This is a genomic window from Mucilaginibacter sp. P19, assembly GCF_050632265.1.
Taxonomy (GTDB): Bacteria; Bacteroidota; Bacteroidia; order Sphingobacteriales; family Sphingobacteriaceae; genus Mucilaginibacter; species Mucilaginibacter gossypii.
The window spans coordinates 3,853,550-3,874,589 of record NZ_CP192586.1 but is presented as its reverse complement, the minus strand read 5'-3'; the positions used below and the strand labels follow the sequence as shown (position 1 = coordinate 3,874,589).

The 21,040-nt window shown below is 43.1% G+C and carries 19 protein-coding genes; 14 read left to right on the top strand and 5 right to left on the bottom strand.

The window, feature by feature from the left end; translation table 11 throughout:
* Positions 1 to 13: 13 nt before the first annotated feature.
* From ACQ86K_RS18745 to ACQ86K_RS18720, 6 genes are all read left to right on the top strand, one after another.
* Positions 14 to 2,308 (top strand): family 20 glycosylhydrolase, encoded by a 2,295-nt coding sequence (locus tag ACQ86K_RS18745; protein WP_091162631.1) that lies wholly within the window; start codon positions 14 to 16, stop codon positions 2,306 to 2,308.
* Between the two features lie 16 nt (positions 2,309 to 2,324).
* Positions 2,325 to 3,239: an alpha-L-fucosidase gene (locus ACQ86K_RS18740; RefSeq protein ID WP_431198536.1), complete on the top strand. Its 915-nt coding sequence runs from the start codon at positions 2,325 to 2,327 to the stop codon at positions 3,237 to 3,239.
* A 14-nt stretch (positions 3,240 to 3,253) separates the two neighbouring features.
* Positions 3,254 to 4,171, top strand: coding sequence for a chitobiase/beta-hexosaminidase C-terminal domain-containing protein (locus ACQ86K_RS18735; RefSeq protein ID WP_431198535.1), 918 nt, complete (start codon positions 3,254 to 3,256; stop codon positions 4,169 to 4,171).
* Entirely contained in the window at positions 4,156 to 4,440 is a 285-nt protein-coding gene (locus ACQ86K_RS18730; RefSeq protein ID WP_431200889.1) for a discoidin domain-containing protein, read from the top strand. The genes ACQ86K_RS18735 and ACQ86K_RS18730 overlap by 16 nt, the downstream gene beginning before the upstream one ends.
* 67 nt (positions 4,441 to 4,507) lie before the next feature.
* On the top strand, positions 4,508 to 6,784 hold the full coding sequence (locus ACQ86K_RS18725) for a GH92 family glycosyl hydrolase (protein ID WP_091162633.1): 2,277 nt from the start codon (positions 4,508 to 4,510) through the stop codon (positions 6,782 to 6,784).
* A 487-nt stretch (positions 6,785 to 7,271) separates the two neighbouring features.
* The gene (locus ACQ86K_RS18720; RefSeq protein ID WP_091162634.1) at positions 7,272 to 8,357 is read left to right on the top strand and encodes a DNA topoisomerase IB; all 1,086 of its coding nucleotides are present in this window, start codon (positions 7,272 to 7,274) and stop codon (positions 8,355 to 8,357) included.
* Positions 8,358 to 8,452: 95 nt separating this feature from the next.
* Here the strand turns inward: ACQ86K_RS18720 and ACQ86K_RS18715 are convergent, their stop codons facing one another.
* Together ACQ86K_RS18715 and ACQ86K_RS18710 are read right to left on the bottom strand one after the other, a co-directional pair.
* Positions 8,453 to 10,330, bottom strand: a complete 1,878-nt coding sequence (locus tag ACQ86K_RS18715; protein ID WP_091162635.1) for a M56 family metallopeptidase — start codon at positions 10,328 to 10,330, stop codon at positions 8,453 to 8,455.
* 11 nt (positions 10,331 to 10,341) lie between these two features.
* On the bottom strand, positions 10,342 to 10,698 hold the full coding sequence (locus ACQ86K_RS18710) for a BlaI/MecI/CopY family transcriptional regulator (RefSeq protein WP_091162636.1): 357 nt from the start codon (positions 10,696 to 10,698) through the stop codon (positions 10,342 to 10,344).
* Positions 10,699 to 11,377: 679 nt separating this feature from the next.
* On the opposite strand from ACQ86K_RS18710, the gene ACQ86K_RS18705 reads away from it, so the two are divergent.
* The 5 genes from ACQ86K_RS18705 to accC all read left to right on the top strand — a co-directional run bounded on the left by ACQ86K_RS18705 (position 11,378) and on the right by accC (position 18,045).
* Positions 11,378 to 12,961 carry a flavin monoamine oxidase family protein gene (locus ACQ86K_RS18705; protein ID WP_218134330.1) on the top strand — a complete coding sequence of 528 codons (1,584 nt, stop codon included), beginning with the start codon at positions 11,378 to 11,380 and terminating at the stop codon, positions 12,959 to 12,961.
* A 130-nt stretch (positions 12,962 to 13,091) separates the two neighbouring features.
* Positions 13,092 to 14,147: a pyridoxal phosphate-dependent aminotransferase gene (locus ACQ86K_RS18700; protein ID WP_431198534.1), complete on the top strand. Its 1,056-nt coding sequence runs from the start codon at positions 13,092 to 13,094 to the stop codon at positions 14,145 to 14,147.
* Positions 14,148 to 14,278: 131 nt separating this feature from the next.
* The gene (locus ACQ86K_RS18695) at positions 14,279 to 15,271 is read left to right on the top strand and encodes a Hint domain-containing protein (protein WP_143020674.1); all 993 of its coding nucleotides are present in this window, start codon (positions 14,279 to 14,281) and stop codon (positions 15,269 to 15,271) included.
* 253 nt (positions 15,272 to 15,524) lie between these two features.
* Complete coding sequence (locus ACQ86K_RS18690) at positions 15,525 to 16,010, top strand: c-type cytochrome (protein WP_091162920.1); 486 nt, start codon at positions 15,525 to 15,527, stop codon at positions 16,008 to 16,010.
* 598 nt (positions 16,011 to 16,608) lie between these two features.
* A complete protein-coding gene (gene accC, locus ACQ86K_RS18685) occupies positions 16,609 to 18,045 on the top strand; it encodes an acetyl-CoA carboxylase biotin carboxylase subunit (RefSeq protein ID WP_431198533.1) in 1,437 nt (478 codons plus the stop codon).
* Positions 18,046 to 18,231: 186 nt separating this feature from the next.
* Here the strand turns inward: accC and ACQ86K_RS18680 are convergent, their stop codons facing one another.
* Positions 18,232 to 18,549 carry an NUDIX domain-containing protein gene (locus tag ACQ86K_RS18680; protein WP_431198532.1) on the bottom strand — a complete coding sequence of 106 codons (318 nt, stop codon included), beginning with the start codon at positions 18,547 to 18,549 and terminating at the stop codon, positions 18,232 to 18,234.
* An 86-nt stretch (positions 18,550 to 18,635) separates the two neighbouring features.
* Between ACQ86K_RS18680 and ACQ86K_RS18675 the strand changes: the two genes are divergently transcribed.
* The 3 genes from ACQ86K_RS18675 to ACQ86K_RS18665 all read left to right on the top strand — a co-directional run bounded on the left by ACQ86K_RS18675 (position 18,636) and on the right by ACQ86K_RS18665 (position 19,802).
* Positions 18,636 to 18,899, top strand: coding sequence for a hypothetical protein (locus tag ACQ86K_RS18675; protein WP_431198531.1), 264 nt, complete (start codon positions 18,636 to 18,638; stop codon positions 18,897 to 18,899).
* Complete coding sequence (locus tag ACQ86K_RS18670) at positions 18,869 to 19,063, top strand: hypothetical protein (protein WP_431198530.1); 195 nt, start codon at positions 18,869 to 18,871, stop codon at positions 19,061 to 19,063. Before ACQ86K_RS18675 ends, ACQ86K_RS18670 begins: the two co-directional genes overlap by 31 nt.
* A 154-nt stretch (positions 19,064 to 19,217) precedes the next feature.
* The gene (locus tag ACQ86K_RS18665) at positions 19,218 to 19,802 is read left to right on the top strand and encodes a riboflavin synthase (protein WP_091162641.1); all 585 of its coding nucleotides are present in this window, start codon (positions 19,218 to 19,220) and stop codon (positions 19,800 to 19,802) included.
* Here ACQ86K_RS18665 and ACQ86K_RS18660 read toward each other — a convergent pair.
* Together ACQ86K_RS18660 and ACQ86K_RS18655 are read right to left on the bottom strand one after the other, a co-directional pair.
* Positions 19,799 to 20,773: a tetratricopeptide repeat protein gene (locus ACQ86K_RS18660; RefSeq protein ID WP_431198529.1), complete on the bottom strand. Its 975-nt coding sequence runs from the start codon at positions 20,771 to 20,773 to the stop codon at positions 19,799 to 19,801. The genes ACQ86K_RS18665 and ACQ86K_RS18660 overlap by 4 nt on opposite strands.
* Positions 20,767 to 20,940, bottom strand: coding sequence for a hypothetical protein (locus ACQ86K_RS18655; protein WP_431198528.1), 174 nt, complete (start codon positions 20,938 to 20,940; stop codon positions 20,767 to 20,769). Before ACQ86K_RS18655 ends, ACQ86K_RS18660 begins: the two co-directional genes overlap by 7 nt.
* Between the last annotated feature and the right edge of the window lie 100 nt (positions 20,941 to 21,040).

The window sequence follows — 21,040 nt, the reverse complement described above, 5'->3', positions numbered from 1 at the left end:
CAAAAAGAAGACAATGAAGACTATTTCAAAATATTTGTCGGCAGCGGCATTGGCCCTTATCTGTACCGGTGCTGTTAGCGCCCAGGAAACAGCAGCAAAATTTCCGTTGATACCTTATCCTGCTCAATTAACTGCGGGAGAGGGATCATTTACTATCACCTCTAAAACGGCCATTGTAAATGCCGGCGCTTTTAATACCGAAGCCTATGCCTTGAAGGATTTGTTACGCAAAGGTTTAGGCACGCCTGTTGAAGTGAGCAAGATAAAGAAGGCCCGCGCCATAAATCTTGTTTATGATGCAAGCATAACTACTCCCGAAGCTTATCGCATGAGTGTTACTAAAGAGCAGGTAGTTATCCGCGCAAAAGACCCGGCAGGGGTATTTCACGCTGTAGAAACCATTCGCCAGTTATTGCCTGTTGGTATAGAAGCTGGTGTTGCTCAAAAGCAACTGACACTGCCGGTTGTAGCTATTGAAGATGCACCTGTTTACGGATGGCGCGGTATGCATTTGGATGTATCGAGGCATTTTTTCTCAGTGAGCTACCTGAAAAAGTTTATCGACCGGATGGCTTTGTACAAAATGAATAAGCTGCACCTGCACTTAACCGATGATCAGGGCTGGCGCATCGAAATAAAAAAATACCCGCTGCTTACTGAAGCCGGCGCATGGCGTACGTTCAATAACCAGGATTCGGCCTGTATGAAAAAGGCTAAGGATAATCCTGATTTTGTGATCGATAAAGAGCATATCATCCAAAAAAATGGTAAAACATTATACGGCGGTTTTTATACGCAGGAGGAAATGAAAGGCGTGGTAGCTTACGCAGCAGCAAGGCATATCGATATCGTTCCGGAAATAGATATGCCGGGGCACATGATGGCTGCCATTAATTCATATCCTTTTTTAACCTGTGATGGCGAAAATAAATGGGGCGAATTGTTCACCAAACCTATCTGCCCATGTAACGAAAGTACTTTTGAATTTGCTGAAAATGTATTTACCGAGATCATGCAAATCTTCCCGTCAAAATACATCCACATTGGTGGTGATGAGGTTGACCGTACCAACTGGGGTAAATCAGATGCCTGTAGAGCTTTAATGGCCAAAGAAGGTATTAAAGACTTGGCCGGATTGCATAGCTACTTCATCAACCGCATGGAGAAATTCTTCAACTCCAAAGGCCGCAAATTGATAGGCTGGGACGAGGTAATTGAAGGTGGCATTAGCCCAACAGCTATTATTATGTACTGGCGCACATGGGTTCCTGATGCACCGGTTAAAGCTGTGAAGAATGGCAATACCGTGATCATGACGCCAGGCGAACCGCTTTACTTTGATAACCAGCCCGATCAGTATTCTGTTAGCAAGGTATATCACTTTAACCCGGTACCAAAGGTATTGAATGCCGAAGAAGCGAAATCAATCATTGGCGCTCAGGCTAACCTCTGGTCAGAAATGATCCCGTCAGAAAAACGTGCCGATTATATGTACATGCCGCGCCTAACTGCATTATCTGAAATGCTGTGGACGCATAAGGAAAGTGAATACGATTCATACCTGCAGCGCTTAACTCAGCAATACAAAAGGATGGACGCGATGAAGATCAACTATCGTTTGCCCGATCTGCCTAACCTGCTTAACCAGTATGTTTTCACCGACGAAGGCAAGCTAAGCATAGCGTCTCCATTGCCAAGCCTTACTATCCGCTACACTACCGATGGTACTTTGCCAAATGCTAAATCACCTGTATTGCCATCTCCATTAACTATTTCAAAGTCGGAATTGGTAAGGGTTGCCGCGTTTACACCAACCAGGACACGTGGTGATGTTTATAATTTGAACTACACACAACAGCAAATGCTTGGTCCGGTAAAAATTGCTCCACCTAAACCCGGGCTTACAGCTACTTATTATAAGGCTTTCTTTAAAAAGACTGCGTTAATGCAAAATGCAAAGGTTGACAGCACGTTTAGTACTGATAAAATAGAAGTACCTGCTACGGTTAAAGCTCCGTCATTTGGTATCACTTACAAAGGTTACATTGATGTGCCAACTGATGGTATTTACAGCTTTTATTTAACCTGCGATGATGGTGGCGTACTTTACATTGGCGATAAAACCGTCGTGGATAACGATGGCAACCACTCAGCGCAGGAACGTAGCGGCCAGGTTGCCCTAAAAATGGGTGCACATCCGTTTAAGCTTGATTTTATTGAAGGCGGTGGCGGCTTTAAGCTGTTGCTGAAATATAGTGTTAATGGCTCGGCCCCACAGGATGTGCCGTCATCATGGTTCAAAAACTAATTATCTGATACCAATTATGAAGAAGTTTACAGGCATTGCCTTATTATTACTTACGGCCGGTTTAAACGGTTTCGGCCAAACTGCTCCTAAACCTTATGGCGTATTGCCTACACAAGGGCAGCTTAACTGGCAGGAAACCGGGATGTATTGCATTATCCATTACGGCGTTGATACTTATACCAACAAGGAGTGGGGCTTTGGCGATGAAGACCCAAAGATTTTTAACCCATCGCAGTTTAGTGCACTGCAGATTGTGGCAGCTGCAAAAGCCGGCGGTTTTAAGGGTGTAGTTGTGGTTGCCAAACACCACGATGGTTTTTGTATTTGGCCAACTAAAACTACGGAGCACAATATCACCAAAAGCCCATATAAAAATGGCAAGGGCGATATGCTGAAAGAATATCGCGAAGCTTGCGATAAACTCGGCATGAAACTGGGTGTATACTGCTCGCCATGGGACAGGAACAACCCCAACTATGGCACTGCCGAATATGTTAAGACTTATCGTGCGCAATTGAAAGAGTTGTATACCAATTACGGTCCGTTGTTTATTTCATGGCATGACGGTGCTAATGGCGGTGATGGTTATTACGGTGGCAAACGCGAAGTAAGAAAAATTGACCGTTCAACTTATTATGGCTGGGATACTACCTGGGCTATAACCCGCAAATTGCAACCAAATGCTGTTTTATTTGGCGATGTTGGTCCGGATGTGCGTTGGGTAGGTAATGAGGAAGGTCATGCGGGCGAAACCTGCTGGGCAACTTATACACCACATGCTCCTGATGAAGGCAAGATTCCTGCTAATGGTTATGTAAAAGATTATGAAGGCACCGAAGGTACCCGTAACGGCGAATACTGGATGCCGGCCGAATGTGATGTATCGTTGCGTCCCGGATGGTTTTATCACAAAGCACAGGATGAGGGGTGAAATCACCTTACACCTTGCTTGATCTTTATTACAAAAGTGTAGGCCGTGGTGCAGCGCTTGATTTAGGTTTATCTCCTGATCCGCGTGGTATTATTAACGAGATCGATGTTAAATCATTAACCGAGTTTGGTAACCTGGTTAAACAAACTTTCGCAGTTAATTTGGCAAAAGGCGCAACACTAACAGCCAGTAATGTGCGTGGTGGTAACAAAGCCAAATTCGGTCCGCAGTTTTTAGTAGATGACAACCGTTACAGCTATTGGGCAACTGACGATAAAGTAACTACGCCAACTTTAACTATTGATCTGCATTCGCCAAAAACATTTAACGTGATCCGCCTGCGCGAAAATATTAAGCTTGGGCAGCGTATTGAGGCCGTTGCCGTAGATGCTTACGTAGATGGCAAATGGGAGCAAATAGGTGAGGCTACCAGCATTGGCGGTAATAGGTTGATCCGTTTAACGCAAAATATCACAGCAAGCAAATTGAGACTGAGGGTTACCGCTTCGCCGGTGGCTATTGCATTGAGTGATTTCGGGATTTATAAAGAGCCTGTACATTTAACTGCGCCAAAAGTGTCACGCAATAAAAAAGGTGAAGTAAGCATTATTACCGAAGCACCGGTAAGCGCAATCCGCTATACGCTTGACGGGCACGAGCCAACATCGAGCTCGCCGGTTTATACTAAGCCGTTTGTGCTTAATGAGGGCGGAGTAGTAAAAGCCCGGAGCTTTGAAGGTAAAGGTCAACAAAGTGAATGCGCTTATGCATCATTCGGCTATGCTAAAACCGATTGGAAAGTATTGGATGCCACAGCGCCTAATGAGGATTGGGGACGTGCAGAGAATGCCTTTGATGAAAATACCGGGAGTCTTTACAGCACGCTAAAAAAGAAAGCGCGCAATTCCCGCAGCAGATCAGCGTTGATTTAGGAAAAGAGCAAAAGATAAAAGCATTTGGCTATTTGCCAAGGCAGGATAAACAAGCTGATGGTATAGTTGATAGCTATGTGTTTTATATCAGTAACGACGGTAAAACCTGGGAAAAAGTAGCTTCGGGCGAGTTCTCAAATATCAAATCGAATCCTATTGAACAACCTGTAGCATTAAAGCAGGAAGTAAAAGCCAGATATTTTAAATTTGAAGCCGCGCATGTAATTGCAGGCAATGGTATTACTGTTGCCGAATTAAGCGTTTATTAATAATCTATTAAGTATTGGGGTTTAATTGGCAGCAATATAAACCTCAATACTACCATTTAAGTAAAGAATGAAAAAGCAACTCGTTTTGGCCGGTTTACTGGCACTTGTTAATTTAAGCTCGCAGGCACAAAGGCACCAATCGCAGCCCATGAAAAAGGCCGGCGGTTTAACGCAATATGTCGATCCGTACATCGGTACCGGTTTCCACGGTCACGTTTTTGTGGGCGCAAACGTTCCCTTTGGTGCCGTGCAGTTAGGCCCAACCAACATTTCTGAAGGCTGGGACTGGTGCTCCGGCTATCACATTTCTGATTCTACCATCATCGGCTTCCAGCACACGCATTTGAGCGGCACCGGTATCGGTGATCTGGGTGATATTTCTTTTATGCCTACAACCGGGCCAATTAACGTATATAAAGGCAGCAACAAAAATCTTAAAGCTGGTTATGTGTCGTTGTTCAGCCATAAGGACGAGGTTGTAAAACCAGGCTATTATAAGGTGAAACTTAAAAAATACGATATAGGCGTTGAGCTTACCGCCAGTACCCGTGTTGGTATGCATAAGTACACTTTCCCGGCAACAAAAGATGCTCACATCCTTATTGATTTGCAGGAAGGCATAGGCTGGGACAGGCCAATGGAAACCTATATCAAACAGGTAGATAAAAACACGATCTGCGGCTATCGTTTTTCAAAAGGCTGGGCAGAGGATCAGCGTATTTACTTTACAGCTGTGTTTTCAAAGCCCATTAAAACTTTCGCGGTTTATGACAGTACGGCCAACGTTAAAGGTACTGAGTTAAAAGGGGAAAAGGTAAAAGGTGTTATCAGTTTCACCACTACCAAAGGCGAAGTAGTTTATGCTAAAGTGGGCGTCTCGCCGGTGAGCGCCGAAAATGCCATGTTGAACATTAAGGCCGAAATACCGGGCTGGGATTTTAATAAGGTAGTTACCGATGCTGATGCAGCCTGGAATAAACAGTTTCAGAAAATTGTGATCAAGGCCGATTCATTATCTCAGATGAAGAAGTTTTATACCGCTTTTTATCATACTATGATAGCGCCATCTATCTTTAACGATGTGAACGGCGAATACTGGGGAACTGATAAAAAAGTGCACAAAAACGAAGGTTTCAATAATGTAACCACCTTTTCTTTATGGGATACTTATCGCTCCAACAACCCGTTGTCAACCATTATCCACCCAGAGCATGTGAACGATATGATCAACTCTATGCTGGCTATTTATCAGCAGCAGGGAAGCTTGCCGGTTTGGCATTTAATGGCTAATGAAACCAATTGTATGGTGGGCTACAGCGCAGTGCCTGTTGTTGCCGATGCTTTGTTAAAAGGTTACAAAGGCTTTGATGCCAATTTAGCTTACGAGGCCATGAAAACCACCGCCATGGGCGACGACCGTGGTATCAAATATGTGAAAAAATATGGCTATATCCCGGCAGATAGCAGCCGGGAATCAGTTTCAATGGGTCTTGAATATGCCATTGACGATTGGAGCCTGGCGCAGGTAGCAAAAAAGCTGGGTAAAACTGAAGATTATGCTTACTTCAGCAAACGTGGTGCTTATTACAAAAACTACTATGACGCCAAAGCAGGCTTCATGCGCGGCCGTTTGTCGCAGGATGCATGGCGTACACCTTATAGTCCGTTCATTTCTATCCATGAAACCGGCGACTTTACCGAAGGCAACGGTTGGCAATACACTTTCCTTGTTCCGCAGGATGTGGAAGGCTTAATTGATATGCTCGGCGGCGTTGATAAATTCAATACCAAGCTCGATTCATTGTTTATTGCGCAAGGCGATATGGGCAAATTTAAATCGCCGGATGTTTCGGGTTTGATTGGTCAGTATGCGCATGGCAACGAGCCAAGCCACCCTATGAGCTACTATTACGCTTATTCTGGCAAACCATGGAAAACAGCCGAAAAGGTAAGGTTCATCCTTGACGATTTTTATACTGATAAACCAGATGGCATTATTGGTAACGAAGATGTTGGCCAGATGTCGGCCTGGTACGTGTTATCCGCAGTTGGTTTTTACCCGGTTAACCCGGCTAACGGTCTGTATGTATTCGGTAGCCCGGTGGTAAATGAAGCTACGCTACAATTGCAAGGCAATAAGAAATTCCATGTAGTGGTTAAGAATAACGGCCCTAAAAACAAATACATCCAGGCCATGACGCTTAACGGTGCCAACTATACCAAAACTTATATCAAACACACAGATGTTATGCAGGGTGGAGAATTGGTGATTACTATGGGCGATAAGCCCGGTACAGTTTGGGGCGTTGGTGAAGCTAATAAAGCGGTTTCGGTGTTGAAGTAAATACAAACAATATTATTATTCCCCCCTGTCATTTCGACGAGCAACGGGCAGGGGAGAGCATTAGGGCGAGGAGAAATCCTATACGTGCAACTAAGCAAATTTGCATATCGAACGTATAGGATTTCTCCTCGCCCTTTCTTTTGCCGGGCTTCACTCGTCGCAATGACAGTGGGAATGTTTTAGGTGCGGTCGGTGTTATTATCGCACGCCTGGCCGCTTATCTTTTTCAATCAAACAGCATTTATCAAATTATGCGATAACATGATAACATAGACAGCAGGAGGGGGTTAAAAGGGTTAACATAATTTTGACTGATATTGTTTATATAATTGATAATCATATGATTAAAAGACAGAAGGGGTTGCACGAAAGATTTCCAAAATATTCAGCTTACGGTCGGTGTTGTTACACTTGAGCCTTTAGGAAATATCTCCATAAGATAAATCCCTAATTAAAACTTAATCTTGCCTTGACATGTTATCTCAACATGAACCGTCTCCTCAAAAAGCTCGAAAAAATTGGCCGCGATCCTAAGATTACTGCAAAGGCAGTCGGCCTGCGTTATGTTTCTGATTCATCATCAGGTTATACCCGCAAAAAATCGGGCAAGGGTTGGAGCTATTATGATGCGGATGGTAACCTTATAAAGGACAAGGAGCTGATAGCAAGGTTTAACAAGCTGGTGATCCCCCCGGCTTATACCAACGTTTGGATCTCGCCTTATGAAAACGGTCACTTGCAATTTACAGGTACAGATGCCGCAGGGCGCAAACAATACCGTTATCACACCTATTGGAACCAGATCCGCAACCAATCCAAATATTACCGGATGCAAACTTTTGCCGCGCATTTACCGGAAATTCGGGAGCAGGTAGATAAAGATTTGGCAAGGCGCAACTTTGATCATGAAAAGGTGGTAGCACTGGTGGTAAGGTTAATGGAATTGACAAGTATCAGGGTAGGGAATGAGTCGTACAAAAAGTTGTATGGATCATTTGGTTTAACAACCTTACAAAACAGGCATGTAAAGGTTGAAGGTTCTAATTTACGATTTGAGTTTAAAGGCAAAAAAGGTGTGTTTCATAAGGTATCGCTCCAGAGCCGTAAGCTGGCCCGTTTAGTAAAGCAATGCCGGGATATTCCGGGAAAAGAACTCTTTCAATATTATAATGAGGATGGAACAAAGTGCAGTGTTGGTTCAGGCGATGTCAATAACTATCTGCGCGAAATAACCGGCGAGGATTTTACAGCCAAGGATTTCCGTACCTGGGCCGGCAGTGTGAGTGCGCTATACGCCTTTAAAGAAGCCGGGGAGTTCAATAGCGTAACAGAATGTAAAAAGAAGATTGTGAGTGTTTTGGATGAAGTAGCGATAAACCTTGGGAACACGCGTACTGTTTGTAAAAAGTACTACGTGCACCCATCGGTTATTAAAAGTTATGAAGAAGGCACCATTTTTAAGTATATCAGCCAGCTTGATGAACGCGAAGATGTAAAAGCCGCCGAACTTAATATTGCTGAGAAAGCATTACTCAACCTGCTTGAAACGGAAAAACTGGCCGAGGCCAGTTGAAGGTTGAGTATGTTTACCGGGTTGATTTTAGAGCGGTATAAAGAACGGTTTAACTATTAACTGATCTCTGTAAAACCCAGGCTCAAATCAACCAATTATTTTTTGCGTGTACTGATCATTACTACACCGTTTTTAGCTTTATCGCCATATTTTTTTGTGCCCTCGTCGCTTTTCATTACTGCTATACTATCTATCGTATTTATATCCATTTTTTTAAAAGCATCCAATGTACTGGTTTTTCCATCGATAATTACCAACGGATCTTTCTTACCGTCGATCATGATGTTCATTCCGTTAACCTTTAGTGCCTTAACGTTTGCTTTTTTACCATAACCGGTAACAACTACATCACCACCTCCTGCTACTGCGACATTATCATCTGAAGTTATACTATAGGAGAGCGCAACCGGTTTGGCTTTTACGCCGTTTACAGTTACTGTACTGCTACTGCTTGCACTTGTTGATCTGCTTAACCCTTTAACTACAACAACGTTTTTAAGTCTTTTTACATCTACGTTTTTGTTATCAGGTACGATAGTTAAGGTGTTGACATTTACATTGTTGTTGTCATCGTCTAAAAGTACATCGCCACTCGCATTGGTAGTGACAACTTTACTGATCCCCCTTGTTTTGGCTACTTCCTTTTCAAGCTCTTCTTTATTTGGTGCATCTTTGGTAATTACGTAGACTACCTTAACAGGTTTGTCATCTTCAATTTTCGCAAATTTCCGAACTCTATCACCAGCAAGAATATACACATTGTCAATTTTCGTTGCATCGAGGTTTTTACCAGTTGATATCGCGCCATTCACCATAAGTATGAGCGAATCTTTTTTCTGATCTCCTGTTATTCTGTACTTTTTGTTGGTGTCGAGCTGGATTGCCAAAGGAGCTACGGCCACAAGCGGACTTAATGCAACTTTAGGCAGTACCACCGGAGAGGCAGGAATTGCAGCTTTAGAAGTTCTTGCTTTCGATACAGGTTTTGAAGCTTTCGCAGGTTTGGCATCCTGTTTAACAACCTCTTCGGGGTTGATGTTAATGATCCTGGCCAGGGGTTGTACCGCGGCGGCAAGGGTGATCCTCACCGGTTTGGCAAAGTCAGCTTTTGAAATGCTGAATACCAGCAACAGGGCCATAACGGCCGGCACTACAAAAACGTAGCGGGTGAGGTTAAGTTTCGACGATCTTTTCGCGTTCATCATGATTATCCGTTTTTTTATAGTTGAAATATTGAAATGGTTTACAATGCTGGGTTGGGTATTATTAAAGCTCACATTAACCAAACTATATTGGTAGGTTTTACTATCGATACCATTTTTAAGGATCTTGCGGTCGGTAATAAACTCGATGTTTTCCCTTACCGCCCGCTTAATAAGCCAGATGCCGGGGTTAAACCAATAAAAGATGCTGCTTAGCTCAGCCAACAAAATATCGGCAGTATGCCACTGGTTTACGTGTACCTGCTCATGCAGCAGGATTGATTTCAGATCGGCGGGTTCATGTTTGGCTGGGTTAACATAAATGCTTCGCCAAAAGGAAAACGGGGCGGCGTCTTTGTCCATCACCCTAACTAAATGGTCGCCTATGTATTGAGGTTTGGAGTTTTTATACAATCGTAAAAGGGAAAAAAGCTGCAAGGCCAGGCGGATGAGCAGCAAGCCGGCACCCGTCCAGAAAATAACACTCAGCCAGTACCAATAATCAAATGTTTGAACCGGCTGGCTTACCAGTTGAGCCGGCGACTGCCAGTTAATGGCTATTTGCTCCATAGGTTTAGCCAGTTCTTCGTGCCGCTGCACAAAGGCCGAAAAATTGATTTGCGGGTAAATACTGGCAAACAGGATGGCTGCAAGTAAATAGATGCGGTTAAGCGTATAAAAGGTTAAGGGTCTTAACACCAGGTAATAGCCCGCGCAAAATAGTAACAAGGCTATGTTCACTTTCAGTAAAAAAACAAATGTTGCCGGCATGGTTGTAAGGTTTATTGTTTTTCAATGAGTTTAATGATCTCTTTCAGGTCGGTAGCGCTGATCTTCTTTTCGTTGGCGAAAAACGTTACCAGGTCTTTATAGGAGTTTTGAAAATAGTCGCTCACAAAACCACTCATAAAGCGCTTTTTATATTCTTCTTCCTGTATCACGGGCAGGTAACGGAACGAGTTGCCCATTTTTTCGCTTTTTAAAAATCCTTTGCGCTCCAGGTTCTTTATGGTAGAGGCAAGGGTAGTGTAAGGGGGCTTTGGTTCGGCCAGTTGATCTAAAAAATCTTTGATAAATCCCGGGCCCGATTGCCACACAGCCTGCATTGCTTCTTCCTCTTGTTGCGATAGTTTTTCCATTGTATTTACGATTGTTTCGTAAATCTACGAACTATTCGTAGTAAAGCAAATTTATTTTCAGTTTTTAACAGAATTTAACGTTTGGTTTAAAAGGTTAGTGGTTGGAGATCAGAGGTTAGGGGGATATAGGATTGAAGAGAGGTAACTATTTTCCTTTACCTATTCACTACTCACCCTCAAATCTGCGTTAGTGATAGGAGCGGATACCGGCCTGTGACTAAGGCCTGTGCAGTATGAGCGGATAGCCCGGGCCTGAGGCAACGCCCGTAATTTGAACCATGATTTTAGGATTAATAGATTGGCAGGATGCTGCTGAGTCAGGATTAAACAAATTTCAGACGACTTATTGAGCTTTCTTGTCATTCTATAAATTCTTTAATTCTAAGTAATTTCCGTTCAGATAAATAACCAATCAATATTTGATATTACTGCGACGATAACTAAAGCCCACCAACCCATCAGTAAAACTAATGCAAGCTTGCTAACAGCCTAACCTCTAATCTCCAGCCTCTGATCTCTAATTTCCGCCAACCATATCTTAACATAAATCTATCAATCACCAAATCAACCCTGTTAATTTCATAAAAACCACAACAAAAGTTGATCTTAACTTAATATAAAAACAAACAAAAAACTATATTTAAGCCTGAGTTGATTGTAAAACATAAATACGCGCTTATTGAAAACTATTACCCGCAGAGACTTTTTAAGTAAAGGTGCTATGCTGGCTGGCGGAGCTTATCCCGCTATGCTTGCCCTTGGCTTACTTAAATCCGCACCCGCGCATGCTTTTAACCTGGAAGGCAGCGGCAAAGGCAAACACATTATTATTTTAGGAGCCGGTTTGGCCGGTATGACCTGTGCCTATGAGCTTGGCAAGCTTGGATATCAATGTACCATTTTGGAGGCGCGGCAACGTACAGGCGGTCGCTGTTTTAGTATTCGTAATGGAAGTACCAATACCGAAATTGATAAACCTACGGCTACAGCCCGTTTTGATGAAGGTCAATATTTTAATGCAGGCCCATCGCGCATTCCCCACAATCATGAGCTCACGTTGCATTACTGCAAAGAGTTGGGTGTACCCATCCAGGTTTATAACAATGTAAACGAGGGCGCCTATTATTTTGCCGAAGGTAAGGGGCCTTTATCTAATAAAAAAATAAAGGTACGGGAGGTGCATAACGACATTCGCGGTTATATGACCGAAATGCTTGCCAAAAGCATTGACCACGGCGGTCTCGATAGCAGCTTTACCAAAGAGGATGGCGAAAAGATCATCGAATACCTGCAAGCCGAAGGTGGACTGGATATTGATAAATTGTACAAAGCGTCTGCTCGCCGCGGCTATACGGAATCACCTGGTGCAGGCGATAAGCCTGGCAAAATCGCTGATCCGCATAAACTGGCCGATCTGCTGCATTCGGGTTTGATGGATCCAGATTTCTATAATGTGGCCGAATATACCTATGAACTGCAGATGACCATGTTTCAGGCCGTGGGCGGTATGGATCAGATAGCTAAAGCGATGGAGAAGAAAGTAGCGCCATCCATAAAAATGGGAGCGGAGGTTACTGCCATTAATAATGTGCCTGATGGCGTTAAGATAACTTATAAAGACGCTACAGGGGAGCATATCTTAAATGGCGACCTGTGTATCTGTACCATTCCGTTACCCGTGCTAAGCAATATCAGCAATAATTTTAGCGGCGATGTTAGCCGGGCTATTGACTATATCAGCTATAACCAGACCGGAAAGATAGGCCTGCAGTTTAAGCGCCGCTTTTGGGAGGAGGATGAGCATATTTACGGTGGTATAACGCACACTAACAATGATTTAACGCAAATATTTTACCCGAGTTATGATTATTTGGGAAAAAAGGGTATCTTGATTGGATATTATAACTTTAACGAAAAAGCGCAAAAGATCGGCGCTTTAGGCTACGCCGAAAGGGAGAAGTTCGCGCTTGAAAAAGGCAAGCTGATCCACCCGCAGTATGACAAGGAGTTTGAAAACTCGTTTTCGGTAAGCTGGCATAAAACCAAATATAATTTAGGCGGATGGGCGGTGTATACTACCGAAACCCGCAAAACACAATACCCGGTACTGTTAAAGCCCGATAAGCAGGTATATTTTGCAGGCGAGCATTTGACATACCTGAATGCCTGGATGGCCGGTGCCTTTGAATCGGCCAGGAGCACGGTTGCCGCCGTACATGCAAGGGTTACAGGCCAGCGTACCCAATATCCGGCTCAAAAATAAAACGACGTTACAAAACATTAAATACCACCACCATGTCAAGTACAATTAACCGCAGAAACTGGATTAAATCCAGCGCATTTATGGCCGGAGGACTGGCCTTTTTTCAGGAACAATTGGTAAGCTGGCAGCCATGCCGGCCCGCGTATTTAAATTACAAAGCCGGGTATTAACCGATCAGGAAGCCGTTACCAATGCCGGCTTTGAATTGAAAGCAAGATTATTAGCCAATGAGAACCCTTTTGGCCCGTCGGCAGCAGCAAAAAAAGCTATCCAGGATGCTATTGATAAAAGTTATCAGTATCCTTTCATGACCCAGGGCACCCTGTACAATAAAATAGCCCAGTATGAGGGTATAAACTACAACAACATTTTAATGGAGTCTGGCTCATCGCCATTGTTGTTGGCAGCGGCGATCCATTACAGTAAAGGCGGTAAAAGCATCATTACCGGTGATCCATCGTATGATGATCTGCCTTCACATGCGCAACAATTGGAAGGCAAATGGATCAAGGTGCCCCTAACTGCAGACTATAAACTTGATCTTGACGCGATGGAGGCAAAGGTTGATGATAATACCGGTCTGGTATATGTCTGCAATCCCAACAACCCAACTGCAACTATATTGGATACTGCTAAATTGAAAGCCTTTTGTGAACGCGTATCTAAAAAAACAACAGTATTTGTTGACGAGGCTTATATCGATTACCTGCCCGATCCACAAGCCAGCACCATGATCAGCACCGTGAAAGCCGGAAGCAATGTTATTGTTGCCCGTACCTTTTCAAAATTGTATGGTTTTGCCGGTTTGCGTTGCGGTTATGTGATTGCCCAGCCCGATACTATTAAAACTTTATCGATGTATACTACAGGCTTTTCGCTTGCAGCAACTACTATTGCAGGCGCAATTGCGGCGTATCGCGAAGAGGAATTTTTAAAGGATGCACTCCAAAAAACGCTGGCCTCAAAAGAATACCTGTATTCGGTACTTAAAAAAGAGGGTTATGAATATATCCCTTCATCGGCAAACTTTGTGATGTTCCCGCTTAAAATGGACGGTAAAAAGTTTGTAAGCGAAATGATGAAACGCGGCGTAGGTGTCCGCAACTGGCAATTTAACGGCAAAGACTGGTGCCGAGTAAGCATTGGCCGTATGGACGAGAATGGAAGCCTTTGCCGATGCGTTTAAACAGTTATCTTAAGTGGTGATTAGAGGTTGGAGATTAGAGGTTAGGAGTCGTTTTTATCCATTAGCCTATAATCTCTGATCTCCAATCTTTAACACAACCAACCTCTAATCTCTAACCTCCAATCTCTAAAATGAGAAACCTCACATTAACACTACTACTAAGTTCATCACTTTATTTTGCCCAGGCGCAAACTGTAAACCCTCGTCCGCTTACTATGGATGAGTATAAAAAGGCACAATCATTCACCATTGTTAATTTGGATAATGATACCTACATTAAATTTGAAAATACCTATGTGCTTGACCGGTACGAAAGCCGTAAACCCTATTTTATAACCGGGGCCGACGGGTTAAAAAAACGTATCGACCTGTATAAACTGGTTGCCAAAGAAGGTATGCAAGAAATAGGCCTCATGGTATTTTATACCAACGAAAAAGGCAAGCTTTACAAAGCCCTTGTGCCCGATTTTACTGCCGATGCCAAGGTTTGGGAGCAGTATTTCCAGGATATTGATAATATCAATAAAGTGGAGCAAAACTTTATCCTGAAGTTGTCGTACGTGCTGTCAAAGGAAGTCAGCTTTCAACAATATAAGGTGCTTAACGCCGGCAAGGATTTGAAGGAAGAGGCCGCTACCTATGGCAATGACATCTGTTTCCCGGGCGAAGAACTGGTTACCATGGCCAATGGCGATAAAAAGATGCTTAAAGCTGTGAAAAGTGGCGATGAGGTAATAACGGTTGATCCGTTGACTAAAAAAAGTACCGCTGTAAAGGTAAAAGAACTTACCATACATGAGGCCAAAAACTACGCTTTAACGCAACTGGTACTGGTATCGGCCCAAACAAAAAACACAGCCGAAGGCAGGCAGGTAAAACTGAATAGCAAAGTGTTACAGGCAACTCCTAATCACCCTATGTTAACCAAACAGGGTAACATTAAAATTGGAGCGGTAGCAACCGGCCAGGAAGTACTTTGCCTGAACGAGCAAACCGGCAAATATGAAACTTTCACCGTATTGCAAAAAACAGAACACGCGGGCGGTGTACAAAGAGTATATAACATTGTAGCCGATGGCGGCAGTACCCTGCTCATGAACGGTGTAATGGTGATGCAGAAGTAATTTCGTGTTCCCTTTTTCTGCTTTAATCAAACTTAGTGTCTCCCTCGGGGTCTCTGTTGGGGACCCCTGAGATATTCATAAAATACCAGCTTCTTAACAATGTCGGCAACAATGCGTAGTCCTGCGAAGCATAAACTGTAGGGAAACATGCTTTTGTAATAATGAAGTTACCATGAATAATTCAATCATTTGCATCAAAATGTTGCAACATTAAAATCTATAAGTTAATTTAGATGACTTAAATATGACAATTATGCTTGTTAACAAAAAATTATTAGTTACGCTAGGTCTGCTATCCATAGTAGTGTTTGGCGCTATGACTACAAGTAAACCGCAGGACGAAGGTTTTAAAAACCTTAAAGTTTTGCCTAAAAACATTTCGGGCGAGAACCTGCACAAGGTTATGGAAGAGTGGGAGCATTCATTAGGTGTACATTGCAACTTTTGCCATGCCCGTAATGAAGAAACTAAAAAGATGGATTGGGCAAGCGATGCCAAGCCTGAAAAAGCAATGGCGCGCGATATGTATAAAATGATGAACAAAATTAACCAGAAGTATTTTCATGCAAAAAAGGATTCTTTAGGCATGATCATGCAAAGTGGTGTTAACTGCAATACCTGTCACCGTGGTACAGCTCATCCAGAGGTTATGGTACCTGACGGAAAAGGTCCGGGTGGTCAGCCTGGTCCGCCGTCTGCTGGTCCTGCTCCGGGCAGCCCTGCGCCAACTAAGCCATAATTAACAAGTGTATTAGTATAATTAAATGCCTTTGGTAACCCCAGGGGCATTTTTGTTTTATAGTGGTTATTATCAGCTGTGTTTACCTGCAAAGTAAAAATTAGGTTAAGGATTTTGTTATTTAACTGTTGAATATTTATAATTTTTGACAGATAGCTTCAAACTGTATTCATGAAAAATTCATGCTTGGTAACGATCTTTATACACCATAGAGGTTCGTTGGTTTTATTTAGAGAATTGCTAGTTGATTTATGATCAAATTTGCAATGTTGATTTATGAAACCGGGGACTAATTATTGTAACCTTTAATATTATCATAATTAATAAATGACTGCTGAGTTTCAGATTAAGCCACAGGAGCAAGCTAATATCTCAACAAATTCCAGCGATTTATTTTGCCGGAATTGCAAAAACCGGTTGAGCCGTATCAAACGGAGCAGCCTGGCAAAATTTTTATTGTTGGGTTTACCCTTTAAAAAATACATCTGTTATAAGTGCTCCCGTAAAACCTACAGGTGGGCCCCCAAATAATACTTCAATCGTTTTTATAGCATTGGGCATATAGTATCTTTTTGTGTAAATCAATTACATTTGTTTTATGCAGAAAATACTGATTGCCAACCGTGGTGAAATAGCTTTACGAATTATGCGCTCGGCGCGCGAAATGGGTATTAAAACCGTTGCGGTTTATTCACATGCTGATCGGGACGCCCTGCACGTGCGCTATGCTGATGAGGCTGTAAATATCGGGGAAGCTCCATCCAGTCAATCCTATCTTATTGGAGAAAAGATCATAGCTGCATGTAAGCAAACCGGGGCTGAAGGCATTCACCCTGGATATGGATTTTTAAGCGAAAATGCCGGTTTTGCCAGGCTGGTTAAGGATTCGGGACTTATTCTTATTGGCCCATCTCCCGAGGCCATGGAAGTAATGGGTAACAAGTTATCGGCCAAAGCTGCGGCACTCAGGTATAATATTCCGATGGTACCCGGAACGGAGGAAGCCATTACTGATGTTAACGAGGCTAAGAAACGGGCTATTGAGGTAGGTTTTCCAATATTGATCAAAGCAGCCGCGGGCGGCGGGGGTAAGGGGATGCGCATTGTTGAAGGCCCGGCAGACTTTGAAGAGCAAATGCAATTGGCTGTATCCGAAGCTACCTCAGCTTTTGGCGACGGCTCTGTTTTCATTGAGCGCTATGTATCATCTCCCAAACACATCGAGATCCAGGTACTTAGCGATACGCATGGTAATATTGTGCACCTGTTTGAGCGGGATTGTTCGGTACAGCGCCGCCATCAAAAAGTAGTTGAGGAGGCGCCATCGGCAATATTAACACCCGAGATCAGGGAAAAGATGGGGCGTTGTGCGGTTGATGTAGCCCGGTCTGTAAATTATACGGGTGCAGGTACGGTTGAATTTATCATGGATGAAGGGTTGAATTTTTACTTTCTGGAAATGAATACCCGTTTACAGGTTGAGCACCCTGTTACAGAACTGATAACCGGTATTGACCTGGTAAAGGAGCAAATTAAAATTGCAAGGGGCGAGGCTATCAGTTTTAAACGGGAAGATTTGAAGATTCATGGTCATGCCATTGAACTGCGTGTTTATGCCGAAGATCCGGCCAATAATTTTTTACCGGATATCGGCACGCTGCAAACCTATATAACCCCAAAAGGGCCTGGCGTACGGGTTGACGATGGGTTTGAGCAAGGCATGGAGATTCCCATTTATTACGACCCGATGATAGCCAAGCTGATAACCTTTGCGGATACCCGCGCTGAAGCAATTGAGCGGATGATAAGGGCTATAGATGAATATCAAATCACCGGTATTACTACCACCCTCGGTTTCGGCCGTTTTGTAATGCAGCACGAAGCTTTTACCTCTGGCAATTTTGATACCCATTTTGTAAAAAAATATTTTTCGCCCGAGGTGCTGCTGGAAAGTCGCGAGGATGAAGCTATTGTAGCAGCAATAGTAATGGAACAGCTCTTGAGCAAAAAAGGGTTTCAATTGCTGCCCCGGTAGAGGTAGCTAACTCAAGCAACTGGATCAAGAACAGGAAGCAGATTTAATAATTGTTGATCGCGGCCAGTTCATCTATCAAAGCTGCCTGAGCAGGGTTGATCTTTATTTTTGCTGTCGCCATATCAAACCATTCGGCACGATCAATTTCATCAAAAGTTTGTTTTTTTCCTGAGCGAGGCGGCCATTCTATTTCAAAGGTATTGCTTTTGATATTTCCCGGATCAATATTGCCTTCAACAGCCCAGGCCAGTACTGTTTTACCCCCTTTTGTTTTATAAAGTTCAACGCTATAAAATCCCCGGTTATTTCATGCCCGGTTTCTTCCCGAAATTCACGCTTTGCTGCCTTGAGGGGATCTTCGTCGGGAAGATATTCACCTTTGGGTACCGACCACGAGCCTTCATCCTTGTTTTTAAAGAACGGCCCGCCCGGATGTACAAGAAACACCTGCAAACCATGAGCTGCTTTACGGTATAATAAGATCCCTGCGCTTTGCTTTGGCATGTTTAAGATTTAAAGGCAAGTTAATGAAAGGCTTAATTATAATTGTTATTTTTGATACAAACGCCCCAAACCGATATACAATTATTATGGCAGACAACAGATGGAGCAAATTTAAAGTAACTGCTGATGTTGATACGGACGTACGCAGTATGTATGAAGCCTGGGCTACTCCCGAAGGCCTGGAAACCTGGTTTTTGCGTAAGGCTGATTTTTTTGCCATAGCAGGCCGTCAACGCGAACCGCAGGAGTTTATAAAAAAGAGGATACTTATACCTGGCATTGGCATGGGTTTGATGATACCATTTCCGAAAACGGACAGGTGCTGGAAGCCAACGGCGCCGATTTTATAAAATTTACTTTTACAGGCGGCAGTATAGTGAGTGTATCTATCACTGCTAAACTGGGCGTTGTTATTGTTGAACTGGTGCAGGAAAACATCCCCGAAGAAGCCGACCCCGAAAAAATCTTTATGTGCAATGCCAACTTGGCTGGACATTTTATCTGGCCAACCTGAAATCGGTGCTGGAGGGCGGCAAAGATCTTCGCAATAAGCGTAAGGATTTGTTCTCGAGTTTCAAATAATTTCATTTACTGCTGACAAACCATAGTGCAAAATATTTTAGCTTTGGGTCAATCAAAATAGCCCCTTTCAACGGGCCGGGAAGCATATGTTTACAGGAATTATAGAAACTTTAGGGAAGATCACCGATCTGCAGCAGGAAAAAGGCAACCTTAATATTACAGTAGAATCGGCTATATCGCACGAGCTCAAGATCGATCAATCGGTAGCGCACAATGGTGTATGCCTTACTGTGGTAGCTTTAGCCGATGGCTTGCACGTGGTAACCGCGATTGAAGAAACATTAAATAAAACCAATCTTTCGCAGCTCAAAGTTGGCGACCCGGTAAACCTGGAACGCTGCATGCAAATGAATGCCAGGCTCGATGGCCACATTGTTCAGGGCCATGTTGACCAGGTGGCTGTTTGCACCGCGTTTAAAGAACTTGACGGCAGTTGGGAATATACCTTTGAATATGATGCAGCAAGCGGCAATGTAACCGTAGAAAAAGGATCTATCTGTGTAAATGGTATCAGCCTAACCGTGGTTAATTCGCATGCCAATAGTTTTTCTGTAGCTATTATTCCGTATACATTTGAGCATACCAACCTGCACAATGTGCGGGTTGGCAGCCAGGTTAACCTCGAGTTTGATATCATAGGCAAATACGTTGCCCGCTTAATGCAACGCTAAATTCCCAAAGATTTAATGCGCTCCCTGGAGTACGCTATATAAGTTTTTTGTGTCTCCTTTGGTTTACTTGCCAGGTACTTTTTATAGTACTTAATAGCTGTTGCCTTATTCTTCAGTTCGGTATCATACAGGGTTGCAAGTGCATAATAGGTAATAGGGTCGGGTTTATAAAGCAAGCTTTTCTGGTAAGCTTGAACTGCATTTTTAAGCTGGTGCAGCCTGTCGTACGAATCACCTTTTTCATTGTAATAGGAGCTCACCCCTGTAGATATTGCTTCTTCAATGGCCTTATCCAGGTAAGTTATCGCTTTTGAGTCGTTGTGCAGGGCTTTGTAGCTCATGGCTGTATAATAATATGAAGCTTCTGTGCCGGTATTACCGTCCTCCAATGTTTTGAAAGTTTTAATACAATCCGGATAGTTGCCGGTCATGTAATAAGAAGTGGCCAGCATGGATACAATGCTGCCGGCCTGCTCGCCCGCGTCTATTAGTTTTTTGGTAATGGCGATAGTTACTGGATACCTTTTTAATGCGTACGAGGCCTGGGCCTTGCCTTTCAGGAGCAGCAAATTGGCAGTATCGGCAACAAGTGCTTTGTCGATAATATTTTCAGCATTGCCATATAGTTTAAGGTTGATGAAGAAGGACGACAGGTCATAGGCTACATCAGGGTTAAGCGGATTGATCTTATTAGCTTTTTGCAGATATACAATGCTCCCCTCTATATCGCCTAAATTTTGCGACAGGTCTGCCAGTTGCTTATACACATCAAAGTTGGTGGTATCTTTCAACAGGATCTTCTTTACATATACGATCGCTTTTTTATTATTACCGCGCCTTTTAATGATCTCGCTCATGTTATATAGATTAATGAGGCTGGTGGTATCCGTAGCGTAAATGCGCTGGTAATAATTTTCGGCATCGGGCAGGCGGGATGCCATTTTTGAGGTGTAGGCGAGTTTAGCTAACACTTTAACATCGATAACGGGCTCGTGATATATTTTTTGAGGTAATCTGCCGCGTCGGCAAAACGCTGGTTTTGATAATAATCAAGCAGGAGCGAATCATTAACGGTTTGCTGAGCGTGTAGTTGCAATACTGATAAGATAAGGAATAGGGTTATAAATAGGTTTTTCATAACTAAATATTTAGTTGAACTAAGTTATTAGTTATAAGTGTTAATTCCAAATCTGAAACAATTTTTTATTGGTGTGGTTAAAATATAAAGTGATACTTAA

Coding starts and splice junctions, on each gene's coding strand:
- ACQ86K_RS18745 (WP_091162631.1), top strand. CDS start 14: ATGAAGACTATTTCAAAATATTTGTCGGCAGCGGCATTGGCCCTTATC.
- ACQ86K_RS18740 (WP_431198536.1), top strand. CDS start 2,325: ATGAAGAAGTTTACAGGCATTGCCTTATTATTACTTACGGCCGGTTTA.
- ACQ86K_RS18725 (WP_091162633.1), top strand. CDS start 4,508: ATGAAAAAGCAACTCGTTTTGGCCGGTTTACTGGCACTTGTTAATTTA.
- ACQ86K_RS18720 (WP_091162634.1), top strand. CDS start 7,272: ATGAACCGTCTCCTCAAAAAGCTCGAAAAAATTGGCCGCGATCCTAAG.
- ACQ86K_RS18715 (WP_091162635.1), bottom strand. CDS start 10,330: ATGCCGGCAACATTTGTTTTTTTACTGAAAGTGAACATAGCCTTGTTA.
- ACQ86K_RS18710 (WP_091162636.1), bottom strand. CDS start 10,698: ATGGAAAAACTATCGCAACAAGAGGAAGAAGCAATGCAGGCTGTGTGG.
- ACQ86K_RS18700 (WP_431198534.1), top strand. CDS start 13,092: ATGCCGGCCCGCGTATTTAAATTACAAAGCCGGGTATTAACCGATCAG.
- ACQ86K_RS18695 (WP_143020674.1), top strand. CDS start 14,279: ATGAGAAACCTCACATTAACACTACTACTAAGTTCATCACTTTATTTT.
- ACQ86K_RS18690 (WP_091162920.1), top strand. CDS start 15,525: ATGCTTGTTAACAAAAAATTATTAGTTACGCTAGGTCTGCTATCCATA.
- accC (WP_431198533.1), top strand. CDS start 16,609: ATGCAGAAAATACTGATTGCCAACCGTGGTGAAATAGCTTTACGAATT.
- ACQ86K_RS18680 (WP_431198532.1), bottom strand. CDS start 18,549: ATGCCAAAGCAAAGCGCAGGGATCTTATTATACCGTAAAGCAGCTCAT.
- ACQ86K_RS18675 (WP_431198531.1), top strand. CDS start 18,636: ATGGCAGACAACAGATGGAGCAAATTTAAAGTAACTGCTGATGTTGAT.
- ACQ86K_RS18665 (WP_091162641.1), top strand. CDS start 19,218: ATGTTTACAGGAATTATAGAAACTTTAGGGAAGATCACCGATCTGCAG.
- ACQ86K_RS18655 (WP_431198528.1), bottom strand. CDS start 20,940: ATGAAAAACCTATTTATAACCCTATTCCTTATCTTATCAGTATTGCAA.